Source organism: Johnsonella ignava ATCC 51276 (assembly GCF_000235445.1).
Classification (GTDB): Bacteria; Bacillota; Clostridia; order Lachnospirales; family Lachnospiraceae; genus Johnsonella; species Johnsonella ignava.
This window is the reverse complement of sequence record NZ_JH378842.1, coordinates 11,934-25,689: the sequence shown is the minus strand read 5'-3', so window position 1 is coordinate 25,689 and position 13,756 is coordinate 11,934. Positions and strand designations below refer to the sequence as shown.

Below are 13,756 nucleotides of genomic sequence, written 5' to 3'. Positions count from 1 at the left end.
AGGGTACACCCTAACAAGTTAAAAATTGATAAAAAAAGAAGCAGATCCCAAAGGGCTGCTTCATCAATTTTTTCGTAAGTGTCCGTACACTTACTGTGCTTGCTACAAAAGAATGATTAGGGCAGCAAGCATTAAGCAAATTTTAAATTTAGCACTAAAATTATATCATAAAAGTTTTTAGTTTGCGATATCTAACTTGACAAAAAGCAAAAATAAAGGTAAACTGATAACAGTGTTATCAAAAGGGAAAGGAGGAGAATTCTGTTGGTTAGAAATAATTATGCTGATACACATGAAAAAATACTAGAATTTGGAAAAAGGCATTTTATTGAGTACGGATTTGAAAAATCTAGTTTAAGAGATATATGTAAAGATGCATGTGTGACCACAGGAGCTTTTTATCGTCATTTTAATGATAAAAATGAATTATTTGAAGCGATTGTTTCACCAGTTGCAAATAAAATAATTTCAAATTTTTTCGATTATGAGAAAGCATCAATTGATAGTGTGAAGACAAAACAGAATGCGAAGGTGGCTCAGGTTCATGTTGAAGGAACAATTGAAACTGCCATGTTTTTGTTTGATAACAAAGAAATATACTCTCTGATCATTAATGGGTCATACGGAACATCTTATGAGAATTTTCTCGAAAAATTAACAGGAATGGAGGATGATGCAAGAATTAAAATGCAAGAAATTTCTTTAGAAGCAGATACTTCCTCAGAAAAGATTAGTGATAAAGGCTTTCATATTATCAATCATGCTCATTTTTTAGCATTGACTGAGGCTGTATTGCATTCCGAAAATAAGCAAGAACTGTTAGAAAATGCGAGACTTGTTTCTTGTTTTTTTTCAGGAGGCTGGGAAAATATTAGAGGATATTAAGAGAAATATTTTTTTGACCAGAAGATAACAGTGTTAGCATACACTGTTACCATAACTGGTTTTGCACTATTGAGCAAACTGGGATTTAATATTCAATCTGTAAAATTTAGGAGGAGATAAAAATGAATAATGAAAAACAAAACAAATTGAAGATGAGGGACATCATTACATTATCTATTTTCAATATAGCGATAATTGTAATAATGTTTGTTACGAAAATGTGCACAATGATGCTGACAACACCAGCGTTTGATTACTTATTTTATGTAGGAATTATGGGATTGCTTTGCGCTCCAGTGTTCGTAGTAATGTCAAATAAGGTTGCGAAAAGAGGAACGTATTTGATTACTGGAATTTTTGGAGGATTATTTATAACTGTAATGGGTTCTCCATGGTTTCTTCCAGTAATGATTGTAGTAGGTATTGTATGCGAAATTATTATGATAGGACAAGACACTTATAGAAACCCAAAGAGAAATGGTATCGCATACTCGGTATATTGGGCATTGTATGCTCTTGGAAGTGCAATTCCTATGTTTTTCTTTAAAGAACAATATTTAAATAGCCTAAAAGAAAGTTATACGGAAGAGGGCATAAAGACATTGGTTAGATTTTATGGTTCTTGGGATATGCTTTTATTGATTGCAGTGATAACAATTGTGTTGTCTGCTATAGGATTTATTGTAGGAAAAAAACTTATGAAAAAACATATAGAAAAGGCAAAGTTGGTGTAGATGAGAAAATTAGATAATAGAACATATATTATCTTATTAGCAGTATCAACAATATTCTGGTTCTTGTTTAACAAGAACATTCAAATACATTTGAGTGTTGCACTAAATGCACTACTTTTAGTTTATATAAAAGAACATAATAAGGCTATTAAATTCGTTATAACTTACCTGACTATGGTTATATTGGCTGGGTTGTTTGCGAACAAGATAGCCTTAATGTACATTATTTTGAATATGTTAGCACGTTCAATTCCTTTAGTAATGGTAGTTACATGTATTATTGTGGGAAACTCAAGTGAACTTATGTTAAGTTTACAGAAAATAAAAGTTCCTAAGCCCATTATTGTAATGATTTGCATTCTTATAAGATTTTTTCCGGTATTAAGTAAAGAAAATATAGCAATTAGAAATGGAATGAAAGCTAGGGGGTTATTTAGCAACTGGAAAGATTTTATGAGAAATCCTTTTTTGGTATATGAGTGTTTTATGGTACCACTAATCATTAGATGCATAAAATTATCAGATGAGTTGGGGGCTACCGCAGAATTAAGAGGACTAAATGCGGATAAAAAAAGAACGTGCATATATGAAGTGTATTTTGGATTAAAGGATATATGTGCACTTGCCATATATGGAGCTGCAATAGGATTAATATATTTTGGAGTGTGAAGATGATAAAATTTCAGAATGTATTTTTTTCTTATAGTGATGGAGATTCTTCTATCAAAGATATTACTTTTTCAATAAAACCAGGAGAATGTGTTGTACTTTGTGGTAGATCAGGGTCAGGGAAAAGCACAATTTTACGAACTATCAGTGGCTTGATTCCTGTTTTTTATGAGGGAGAGCTGAAAGGAAAAGTTGAAATAGATAGACAAATTCCGGCTGAATTGGATTCAGAAGAACGTGCTAATTTATTTGGTGTTGTTTTTCAAGACCCAAGAAGCCAATTTTTTATGAATAGTGTTCAAGATGAGATTTGTTTTGTGGCAGAAAATATAGGACTTTCTGCACATGAAATAAGACAAAAACTTGATGAGATTGTAGGGGTTGTTGGGATTGAAGGTTTACTTTCGAAAAATATAGATGAATTATCCAGTGGTCAAAAGCAAAAAGTTGCACTTGCATCTTCTTTAATTTTACAACCTAAAGTTTTGATCCTCGACGAGCCAACCTCAAATTTAGATGAAGATGGAGTCAAAGTTTTAATAAAAATAATTAAAAAAATTAAAGATAGAGGGATCTCTATTATTATAAGTGAGCATAGGCTTGAACCGTTCAATGAAGTAGTAAATAGATTTTTGTATATTGATAGAGGTATGTTAAGGAAAGTTTGGTCAAAGGAAGAGTTTGAAAGCCTTGATAATGAAAGTTTATCAAAGCTTGGATTGAGACCAAAAACGATAAATAAAAACACTAAGAATAAAAAATCAAACGACTTAATTTTAGATATTGAATCGTTATCCTTTCATTATAAGAAAACAAAATTAGGAATTGATGACATTAATCTAAAGTTATATAAAGGGGAGGTTGTTTCACTGTTAGGAAACAATGGAGCAGGAAAAACTACTTTGTGTAAAGTTATAAGTGGGCTACTAAAAGAAAACGGAGGATCAATCAAATATAGAGGAAAAGTAGCAAACAGAAATTTAAGAAATAAATTTTGCTATTTTGTTATGCAAGATGCAGATTATCAACTGTATTCAGATTCCGTTGTAAGTGAAATTTCAATTGGTAAAAAAATAACTGAAAAATTAAAAAAAGATATGGTGGATAGTTTGGATGCTTTTAGTTTGAACGAACTAAAAGATAGACATCCTGCATCATTGTCAGGAGGAGAAAAACAAAGAGTAATATTAGCTGCAGCATATTGTTCAGATGCAGATGTTTATATATTAGACGAGCCAACAAGTGGAATGGATGGCGATGGATTACACTCAATTATAAAGTGGGTAAAACTTCTTTCTGAGAAGGGGAAAATAGTAGTTATTATTACACATGATTCACTTTTGGCCGAAGCTACAAGTGATAAGTTTCTATATTTGGAAGAGGGAAAACAAATAAAAGAAGGGAAGAAAGTGTTATATGAATATAATTAGGCAGTATATAAAAAAACGAAAGATTCAATTCTCTTTTTCTATCTTGTTCGCTATTTTGGGTGTAGTAGCTGGCTTAATCTCATATATGATCCTTGCAAGTCTTATAGCAGAGTTAATTAACGGGAATTCAAATTGGGAATTGTACTCAAATAAATTATTGATTATTACAGGACTGTTTTTAATCAAAGAAATATCAGCAGGAATATCTACAACCATCTCTCATACTGCAACATTTCAATCTTTAAGGGATATACGAAAGGAAATTTCAAATAAGTTATTTGAAATGCCATTGGGTGATATTACTGGTATTAGTTCTGGAACTTTGAAAGACATAATTGTCGATAAAGTTGACAGCATGGAAACAACTTTATCGCATATATTACCAGAGATGACAGCCAATGTAGTAGGACCAGTATTGCTTATAATATATATGCTTACTTTGGACTGGCGATTAGGTTTGGTGTCCCTTATTCCTTTCATTGTTGGTATTAGTTTTATGAAATCAGTAATGAATGAAGAATATTCGAAAAATTACAAGGAATCTGTAGTCTTAGGTCAAAAAATGAATAACGCATTGGTTGAATATATTGGTGGTATTGAAGTTATTAAAGCCTTTAATCAAAGTAATACTTCATATCAAAAATATAGTGATTCTGTCAATGACAATGCACAATTTTATTATGATTGGATGGGGAGATGTATGAAAAGAGTTTCTATTGGTCGCATACTATCGCCAATGGGAATTTTAACAGTTATACCATTTGGAATGATTTTTTACCAAAATGGTAGTATTGAAATAGAAACATTGATAACAATAGTAATACTATCTTTTGCTACAGTATCAAATCTACTTAAAGCATTAAATTATACAGATGATTTGGCTAGAATTGGGACTATATCGAGTGGAGTGGAAAGCCTTTTGGCTTCAAAAAAACTAAAATGTGGGACAACTGTACAAACAGTTGAAAACTTCAATGTTGAATTTATAGATGTTAGTTTTTCATACAATGGGAAAAAACAAGTAATTAAGAATTTAAATTTAAAATTTGATGAAGGAACATTTAATGCATTAGTGGGTGAATCGGGAAGTGGTAAATCGACAATAGCGAAACTTTTAGCAGGCTTTTGGAATGTTGAAAGTGGTCATATCAAAATTGGTGGAATAGACGTAAATAATATTCCATTAAAACAACTTTCAAAATTAATATCTTATGTGTCACAAGATAATTATCTGTTTGACTTTTCGGTTAAAGAAAATATTAGACTTGGCAATCCGAATGCAACAGATGACGAAGTTGAGCAAATCGCAATTAAAGCGGGGTGCGACAGGTTTATAAAAGAACTTTCTCATGGTTACGATACTATCGTGGGAGAAGGTGGTGGACATCTATCAGGAGGAGAAAAGCAAAGAATATCCATTGCTAGGGCAATGCTTAAAAATTCGCCAATTATAATTTTAGATGAGGCTACATCATACATAGATCCAGAGAATGAAAATATTATTCAAGCAGCTATTTCAAAATTAGTAAAGGGAAAAACTTTAATTGTTATAGCTCACAGGCTAAACACAATAAAAGGAGCCGACAAAATATTTGTAATTAATAATGGAATGCTTGAAAACAGTGGGAAACATGAAGAACTCTTAGAGAAGTCAAAATTATATTGTGCTATGTGTATGGCATCAAATAAGGAGGATGAAGAATGATAAGCGTATTTAAAAAAATCTGGTTCTTCTCCGGCAAGGAAAGAAATAATTTGACGAGGTCAATAGTAGCAGCATTTTTTCATGCTGTATTTAATGCATTTCAATTTGTGGCAATCTATTATATGTTGAAATGCTTGTTCAAGCAAAATGTTGTGCAAAAGGATATTATTATAGTATTAGTAGTACTAATAATTAGTTTAATAGGCAAGATTATCACACAAAATGTATCTCAAATGAATCAAACACATGCGGGATATTTTATGGCAGCAAATAAAAGAATAGAGTTGGGAGAAAAAATAAAAAGAGTTCCAATGGGATTCTTCAATAATTTTAGTTTAGGCAAGTTAACTACTTTAGCAACTACAAATCTCACACAAATTGAGTCTTGGATACCAGTATTGCTTGTTAATGTATTGGGAGGATTTTTAAATACGTTCATATTTGTTTTGTCAATATTCATCATAAATTTTGAAATAGGTTTTGTGGCACTAATTGGTATGATAGTATTTTTATTTGTTACTTTTCTAATGGAAAAACGTTCAAGAAAAAATGCAGCCGATATGTCTAATATTCAGACACGTTTGACTAAAAATGTACTATCAACAATTCAAGGAATGCAGGTTATTAAATCTTACAATTTGTGTGGGGAAAATAACAAAAGTTTAAACGATGCGATTGATGATAGTTACAAAACTACACTGTCGCTTGAAAAAATGATTATTCCGTATACCATAACTCAAAGAATAGTAATAGGAATGACAATTGTAGTGATGTTGTTATTTTGTATTAAATTAAATCTTTCTGGAAATTTGAGTATTGTAGATACGGTTGTACTGATGATTGCAAGCTTCACGATTTTCGATGGATTAATTGGAGCGGGTTCTAATATGGCAATTTTACGAATTGCAGAGAATGCTATTGATTCATATGAATATGTTAATCATATGCCCGATATTGATGAAGGCAATATAAGTTCTTTGATACAAAATCATAATATTGATATTAACAATATAAGGTTTTCTTATGACAATAGAAGAGTTTTAGATAATGTTACATGCATTATTAAAGAAAATGAGATGACTGCTATTGTCGGCATGTCAGGTTCGGGGAAAACTACATTATGTAATCTAATTGCAAGATTTTGGGATGTTAACGAAGGCGAAATAAAAATAGGTGGAAATAATATTAAAGATTATACAATTGAAAATCTTATGGATAATATTTCTATGGTTTTTCAAGATGTATATTTATTTGAAGATACTATTGAAAATAATATAAAGTTTGGTTATCAAAATGCAACGAGAGAGGAAGTAGTCAATGCAGCTAAAAAAGCTCAATGCCACGATTTTATAGTTTCACTTCCACAAGGTTATAATACTTCAATAGGGGAAGGCGGGGCTTCATTATCAGGTGGTGAAAAGCAGAGAATTTCAATTGCAAGAGCGATGCTAAAAGATGCTCCTATTATTATTTTCGATGAAGCAACGGCGAACGTTGATCCTGAAAATGAAGATAAATTAAAACTGGCTATAGAGTCACTTACCAAGAATAAAACAGTTATTATGATTGCACACAGGTTAAAGACGATTAGAAATGCAAATCAAATATTGGTTTTGAATAAAGGCTGTATTGAACAGCGTGGGACACATGAAGAATTGATGAGACAAGGTGGAATTTATAAAGACTTTGTAAATGCTAAATCCGTGTCGGAAAACTGGAGCTTAAATAATTAAGAAGGAGAAAAAATGGATTAAATAATGGAGGTAATTGCTATGCACGATAGGGGGTCTGGTATTTACATAGAAAAAAACAATAGACCTTTTTGGCACTGGTAATTATCATGAAAAATTAATTTTAAAATATAGAGAAAGAACAAGTTTCTTTCATTTTCGAGGACTTCTTATGCCTATGTGCAGAAGTCCTCCTTTTTTTGCCTGAAAAACAAGCAGACAAAAAAGAATGGAGGAAACTTTATGGCAAAAGAGTACTACCTTTATGTCCGAGGACAAAAGGTGAAAGTCAGTGAAGATATATACAAAGTCTACTGGCGAGAACGAGAACACGAAAAGTATTTAGAGCAGGTGGACAGAAAAAACCACCTGCTATTTTTTTCGTCATTGGATTATGATGGACACTTTATAGACAATATTGTTGATGAAAGTGTTGATGTAGAAAAGATTGTTGAAACACAGATGATGATTGAAGCAGTCAGAAGTGCTATATCAAGGCTAAATGATGAAGAAAGGGACATCATAGAGCGTTTGTACTTCAATGATGAAACGCTATCGAGTATAGCAAAAGGTAAGAAAGTGAGCTATCAGGCTATACAATGGCGAAAAAATAGCATTCTTAAAAAATTAAGGGTGCTACTGGAAGAATTTATGAAGTAATCGCCTTGTGCATGAGGGCAGATTTTCCTTGTAAAAGTGAAGGGAGATCTGTCCTCTTTAATTTTGTAGAAGATAGGAATTGTAGTTCAAGATATTTAAAAGGAATTCTCTCTGAGAGCCATTAGGCAATTGTTCTTTGACAACTGAATAGACCATGACGGGACTTTTAATTACTTAGTGAGCGAAAGAAATTTTACGCCATAACTTTCCTGCTGAATAAATTCGGTTTAAATGAATACTGTCAAAGACAAGGATATAAGGAAACGAGCGACAAATAAATTTTTTAAAGCAAAGAATGAGGATAACTTTGTGAGCTATGACCTAAGTTATGATAATGATACTTCTTTAGTGAAAGCCGGCTCATCTTAACAGGGGCGGTGGTGAGATTCCAATGTTGCTGATCCTAAGCACCCGTTAATGTCATTAAACTTTAGATAAATTTAAATGAGGAGGATTTAGAATGAATAATGAACTATTAAGATATAGCCTCCAATTATCTATGCTGTCTATGTTACTTTCTAAGCACTTGCTCAGTGATATTGAATATAAAAAGATAAAACTAAAGCTGATGAAAAAGTATAATATCTCCACAGAATTATATTTATAATGTTTTGTAAGTGTGGTATAATAGAACTGCATAGGAATATACAAAAAGGAGGCGGATGCAGTGAAAAAAGATGTTAAAGTTATTAAAGGTGATACCACACTGAAGAGAACTGCATCAGGTTGTGTTCAACGCTCAATAAAGAGAGTAGCAGCTTATTGCAGAGTAAGTACAGATACCGAAGATCAAATTAACAGCTATAATTCTCAAGTAGAACACTATACAGATTTTATAAAGCAAAACAATGAGTGGACACTTGCGGGAATATATGCTGATGAAGCGATAACAGGTACACAGGTTGATAGAAGAATTGATTTTCAAAGGTTGATAAATGATTGTATGAATGGCGATATAGATATGGTGATTACAAAATCCATATCAAGATTTGCAAGAAATACTTTGGATACTTTGAAATATGTAAGAAAGCTCAAGGAATATAATGTTGCGGTATTTTTTGAAGAAGAAAACATCAATACCTTAACAATGGACGGTGAGTTGCTTTTAACTATTTTAAGCTCAGTTGCTCAACAGGAAGTAGAAAATATTTCAGCCAATGTTAAAAAAGGCTTGAGAATGAAGATGGAAAGAGGTGAAATGGTCGGATTTCAAGGTTGCTTAGGTTATGACTATGACCCGAAAACCAAGAGTATTTCCATCAATGAAAAAGAGGCTGAGATTGTACGATATATTTTCAGAAGATACCTTGAGGGTGTTGGCGGAATGGTTATTTCCAGAGAGCTTGAAGAACAAGGTTATTTATCGCCAAGAGGATATAAGAGGTGGACTGAAACTACGGTTTTGGGAATTATTAAGAATGAAAAATACAAGGGCGATCTTCTAATGGGAAAAACTTATACGGTTGATCCTATTTCAAAAAGAAGGTTAGATAACTTTGGAGAGCAAGATAAATTCTATATAGAAAATCATCACGAGCCTATTATTTCAGAAGAAGATTTTGAAAAAGCGCAGGGAATCAGATTAAGAAGGGCAAAAAACAGAAATACAGTTGCAAACAATGGTGGTAAAAGAGAAAAGTATTCAAGGAAATATGCTTTCAGTAGTATGCTTGAATGTGGTTTTTGCGGTCATATACTTTCAAGAAGAAATTGGCACTCAAGTTCTGAATATAAGAAAGTAATTTGGCAATGTGTTAATGCCACTAAAAACGGAAAGAAGTATTGCCCACACAGCAAAGGCATTGAGGAAGAAGCCATAGAAAAAGCATTTATGGAAAGCTATCGTCAGGTATGTCATAACAATGTGGAAATCACGAATGAATTCTTGAAAACTGTGGAAGAAGAACTAAAAGATAATAGCTTATCAAAGGATTTGAAGAAAATTAGTAATCAACTTGATAAAATACTGAAGAAAGAAAAAGACCTTGTTGAATTAAGGCTTAATGAATCAATCAGCATGGACATATATCAAGAGAAATATAATGAAATATCTATCAGTAAGGAAAAATTGCTTGAAGAAAAAAGAGCGTTAGAGATAACTCTAACTGATGAAAAAGCATTAAAGAAAAGGCTTGAAGGATTTAAGAAGCTATTGGAGTCAAATAAATATCTTGAAAAATTTGATAGAACTGTATTTGAAAGTATAGTAGACAAAATCATAATCGGTGGAACTAATGATGATGGAGAAATTGATCCTGCAATGATTACTATCATATATAAGACAGGAAAAAAAGACTCTCAAGATGGACGATTATTCAAGAGCAGAAGAAAAAATGCAAAAGCTGCTGAGGAAAATGACAGCGATAAATTGTATCCTCAATCAAGCAACGAGGTTAATGAATTGTGTTCTTATTCAATAGACAACACATGTGGAGACGGTAGCATTATTGTCCAAACTTAATGTTGATAAGCATATAGATGTTGAAATTAAGCTGGATGAGCTTGATTTGACAAGTGCTGAAAGTAAAGCAACCTATGCACAAATCAAGGAATATATATTGGAAAAATTTAATTTAAAGGTTTCGAAACTCTATATTGCACAGATTAAAAAGAAATGTGGAATTGTACTGAGGGAGCATTATAATAAATCAAAAAAAGAGAAACAGGTTATTCCACAATGCACGCCTGAAAAAGAGGAAGCTATCTTGGATGCGTTAAGGCATTTTAAGGTGATTTAATAGAAATGGAGGGTATTTATGAGATGGATATTAAAAATAATCTTATTTCCAATTAGCTTGCTGTTAAGTATCCTCACTGCATTTCTGACATTCCTGCTCGGCATAGGAACAACTATTCTATATTTCTTGATGCTGATGTGTATCGTTGCTGCAATAGGATCATTTATGCAAAAAGATATATCACTTGGAATTGAGGCGTTGGTATTAGGATTTTTGTTAAGTCCATATGGAATACCCATGGTCGGAGCAACAGTTATAGCCTTTCTTAAAGGTATAAACGAAGTAATAAAATCAATTTGAAAAATTTCATAAAAATGGTTACCAAAGACGATAGAGAAAAAAACTATCGTCTTTTTCTTTGTAAAATTTTAAGGAAAGGAGGTGAAGCGATGGACTTTGACTATTTCTATAACAGAGAAGCGGAACGATTTAATTTCTTAAAAGTTCCGGAGATATTGGTTGATGGAGAAGAATTTAAGGGATTATCTGCCGAAGCAATTATCCTTTATTCTATGCTTCTTAAAGGAACAGGAATGTCCTTTAAGAATAACTGGATAGACAAAGATGGCAGAGTATTTATTTATTTCACAGTTGAAGAAGTTATGAGAAAAAGAAATATCTCAAAGCCAACAGCCATAAAAACTTTAGATGAACTGGATGTGAAAAAAGGAATCGGACTTATTGAAAGAGTAAGGCTTGGACTTGGAAAACCAAATATCATTTATGTCAAAGACTTTATGAGTATATTTCAAGTTAAAGAAAATGACTTGCTGAAGTCAAAAAACTTTACTTCAGAAGCAAAAGATGTTGACCTCAGAAGTAAAGAAAATGAACTTCAAGAGGTAAAGAATGTTGACCGTAACTATATAGATAATAATAAGAGTAAGTATAGTAAGAGAGAATATAGTTTTGGTGAAAACGGACTTGGAACATTTCAAAATGTATTTTTAGCTGCTGAAGAAATATCCGATTTACAAATCATAATGAACTCACAGCTTGATAATTACAGTTTGTAGAAAAAATCTTAGTCCACGAACGAGATCGAAAAGGCAGTCAAACCGCCAATCAGAAAGTCGAAATCTACTTCAACTTTATCGGCAACTATGAACCGCCGAAAGAAGAATTATCTGAAGAAGAAATGCAGAAATTAAGGGAGGAGGAAGAAAAAGAACGGGAGAGAAAAGACAGGCTTCATCAAAACTACCTCAAGCGTAAAGAAAACGGCAAGCAAAAAGAATATGAGGAAAGATATAAGGCGAGGAGAGAAGAGAAAAAACAGGAGAAAATCAAGGTTCTGAAAAGAGTGGGTATACCGGTAAAAGATTTAGATGATAATTTATAGGATTGGTGATATATTGACTAAAAACCGAAAAAGTGATAATATAATTATCTAAGATAATTTAATTATCAAAATAAAAAATGGGAGGGGAGAGTTATATGTCTTATTGCTCTGATATAACAAAAAATAGAATTTTAGAATGTGCTAAAGGGGAATTTTTAAGCAAAGGATTTGAAAATGCACAGGTGGCTGAAATTGCTAAATTAGCAAAAGTAACTACTGGAGCAATTTATCGTCATTTCAAAAACAAGGAAGCATTATTTTTTGCTCTGATTGAAGAAGAATATAATTATACGCTAAATGTTGTTTCTGATGTTGAAAAAAAGAGTGAAAATAAAACTATTAAGATAGACTTTGATTTAGTCGATGATGAAGTGATTATAGAAAATTTATTTTTAGAAACAATGCTATTTGTTGATTATATGTATGCACATTTTGATAATTTTAAGTTGATTTTTGCGTGTAGCAAAGGCTCACAAGTGGAAAATTTTATTGAGGATATTACTGAAAGATATACAGTTAAAAACATGAAGCTTATTCATTTCGATGCTAAACAGGAGCAAATCAACACAGAAATTAAAGAGTTTGAAGTTCATGTTATTACAAAAGGATATATTACATCTTTATGCGAATGCGTTCTTCATGATATACCGCATGATAATGTTAGTGAATATATTAGAAGTATTGTTATTTTTCAATATTATGGTTGGAAAGGCTTAATGAAGATAAATAACAGATGATTTTTTATCAAAGAGTTAGTAATAACTAATCAACTATTTGTTTGGAGGAGGTGTTTTCTTGAAAAGTAACAATAAAAATGCAATTTCACAGTTGCTTAAATACGCCGGTGGAGAGAAAAAACAATTATACAGATCAATTTTATTAGCGACCATAGGGGAGCTGTTTGGAATGATTCCATTTTTAGCGATTGCCAAGTTGATAGAAAAAATATATCAATCTGAAGTGTCATTTAGAACCGTATTGTATTTAACACTTATTGCTTTGTTCGGACAAATTTTAAAAGGAATTTTTACATTATACTCAACAATAACCTCACACAAAGCAACATTTCATATTTTAAAAAATATACGAAGTTTAGTAGCTGAAAAAATGTTAAGAGTACCTATGGGTGTAATGATAGATACGCCTATAGGTAAATTTAAAAATTTAATCGTAGATATAGTGTCGAAGCTAGAAGATTCAATGGCTCATTTTATGCCAGAGATAACATCAAGTATAGTATCTCCTGTTTTATTTTTAATTTTGATTTTTACTTTGGATTATAGGATGGGGTTGGCTTCGTTACTTACTATTCCTTTAGGAATGCTTGGATATATAGGCATGATGAAAGATTATGAGTTTAGAAGTAAAACTTATACTACAGCTCAAAATAATATGAATAGTACTTTGGTTGAGTACATCAATGGAATTGAAGTTATAAAAGCTTTTAATCTGGAACTGTCAAGATAAGTAGAGTCTTCAAACTCACTAAATTGTTTATGGTTCCTATGCTGCCAGAAGTTGAACCTCCAGCAACTGCTTATACATAACCGGCGGAAGTCCATCCGGGTTTGATGTATATATCCGTTTTTGATTGTAATATATAAATACATACCTGAAGATCATTGTTTTTACTTCTTCTCTTTTCATGCGATAGGTTGGAATCCTGTAAAGGAGTTCCTTCTTGAGCGTTGCGAAGAAGCTCTCCATCCTAGAGTTATCAAAGCAATGATTGACTCCGCTTAAACTTTGACTAACTCCTGCATTAGCAAGAACCAGTTTAAAGGCTTCGCTAGTGTACTGACTTCCTCTGTCAGAATGCACAATAGCACCGTTCAGATTGTATTTTTGAGTTACAGCTTTAAA

General features: G+C 32.1%; 13 protein-coding genes and 2 pseudogenes. 14 read left to right on the top strand and 1 reads right to left on the bottom strand.

What is annotated here, in order from left to right; all coding sequences use genetic code 11:
• Nucleotides 1-264: 264 nt before the first annotated feature.
• The 14 genes and pseudogenes from HMPREF9333_RS11360 to HMPREF9333_RS11290 all read left to right on the top strand — a co-directional run.
• On the top strand, nt 265-885 hold the full coding sequence (locus tag HMPREF9333_RS11360; protein ID WP_005542213.1) for a TetR/AcrR family transcriptional regulator: 621 nt from the start codon (nt 265-267) through the stop codon (nt 883-885).
• A gap of 122 nt (nt 886-1,007) precedes the next feature.
• Complete coding sequence (locus tag HMPREF9333_RS11355) at nt 1,008-1,619, top strand: MptD family putative ECF transporter S component (RefSeq protein ID WP_005542211.1); 612 nt, start codon at nt 1,008-1,010, stop codon at nt 1,617-1,619.
• Complete coding sequence (locus tag HMPREF9333_RS11350) at nt 1,620-2,288, top strand: energy-coupling factor transporter transmembrane component T family protein (RefSeq protein ID WP_005542209.1); 669 nt, start codon at nt 1,620-1,622, stop codon at nt 2,286-2,288.
• A gap of 2 nt (nt 2,289-2,290) precedes the next feature.
• Nucleotides 2,291-3,718, top strand: coding sequence for an ABC transporter ATP-binding protein (locus HMPREF9333_RS11345; protein ID WP_005542206.1), 1,428 nt, complete (start codon nt 2,291-2,293; stop codon nt 3,716-3,718).
• Nucleotides 3,705-5,423, top strand: coding sequence for an ABC transporter ATP-binding protein (locus HMPREF9333_RS11340; protein ID WP_005542204.1), 1,719 nt, complete (start codon nt 3,705-3,707; stop codon nt 5,421-5,423). Before HMPREF9333_RS11345 ends, HMPREF9333_RS11340 begins: the two co-directional genes overlap by 14 nt.
• The gene (locus HMPREF9333_RS11335) at nt 5,420-7,156 is read left to right on the top strand and encodes an ABC transporter ATP-binding protein (RefSeq protein ID WP_005542202.1); all 1,737 of its coding nucleotides are present in this window, start codon (nt 5,420-5,422) and stop codon (nt 7,154-7,156) included. The genes HMPREF9333_RS11340 and HMPREF9333_RS11335 overlap by 4 nt, the downstream gene beginning before the upstream one ends.
• Nucleotides 7,157-7,396: 240 nt before the next feature.
• Complete coding sequence (locus HMPREF9333_RS11330) at nt 7,397-7,813, top strand: sigma factor-like helix-turn-helix DNA-binding protein (RefSeq protein WP_005542200.1); 417 nt, start codon at nt 7,397-7,399, stop codon at nt 7,811-7,813.
• Between the two features lie 667 nt (nt 7,814-8,480).
• The gene (locus tag HMPREF9333_RS11320) at nt 8,481-10,274 is read left to right on the top strand and encodes a recombinase family protein (protein WP_005542198.1); all 1,794 of its coding nucleotides are present in this window, start codon (nt 8,481-8,483) and stop codon (nt 10,272-10,274) included.
• On the top strand, nt 10,261-10,551 hold the full coding sequence (locus HMPREF9333_RS11315) for a hypothetical protein (RefSeq protein WP_005542196.1): 291 nt from the start codon (nt 10,261-10,263) through the stop codon (nt 10,549-10,551). The genes HMPREF9333_RS11320 and HMPREF9333_RS11315 overlap by 14 nt, the downstream gene beginning before the upstream one ends.
• Before the next feature lie 18 nt (nt 10,552-10,569).
• Nucleotides 10,570-10,851 carry a CD1845 family protein gene (locus HMPREF9333_RS11310; protein WP_040883069.1) on the top strand — a complete coding sequence of 94 codons (282 nt, stop codon included), beginning with the start codon at nt 10,570-10,572 and terminating at the stop codon, nt 10,849-10,851.
• Between the two features lie 89 nt (nt 10,852-10,940).
• On the top strand, nt 10,941-11,567 hold the full coding sequence (locus HMPREF9333_RS13780; RefSeq protein ID WP_040883067.1) for a replication initiator protein A: 627 nt from the start codon (nt 10,941-10,943) through the stop codon (nt 11,565-11,567).
• A pseudogene (locus tag HMPREF9333_RS13605) lies at nt 11,558-11,893 on the top strand (DUF4368 domain-containing protein); the annotation flags it as partial. The gene HMPREF9333_RS13780 and the pseudogene HMPREF9333_RS13605, both read left to right, overlap by 10 nt.
• Nucleotides 11,894-11,988: 95 nt before the next feature.
• Nucleotides 11,989-12,630, top strand: a complete 642-nt coding sequence (locus HMPREF9333_RS11295) for a TetR/AcrR family transcriptional regulator (RefSeq protein WP_005542189.1) — start codon at nt 11,989-11,991, stop codon at nt 12,628-12,630.
• A 58-nt stretch (nt 12,631-12,688) separates the two neighbouring features.
• Nucleotides 12,689-13,342 (top strand): annotated as a pseudogene (locus HMPREF9333_RS11290) (ABC transporter transmembrane domain-containing protein); the annotation flags it as partial.
• A gap of 54 nt (nt 13,343-13,396) precedes the next feature.
• Here HMPREF9333_RS11290 and HMPREF9333_RS11285 read toward each other — a convergent pair.
• Nucleotides 13,397-13,756 (bottom strand): IS3 family transposase (locus HMPREF9333_RS11285; protein ID WP_207635729.1); only part of this gene is annotated, 360 nt, incomplete at its 5' end.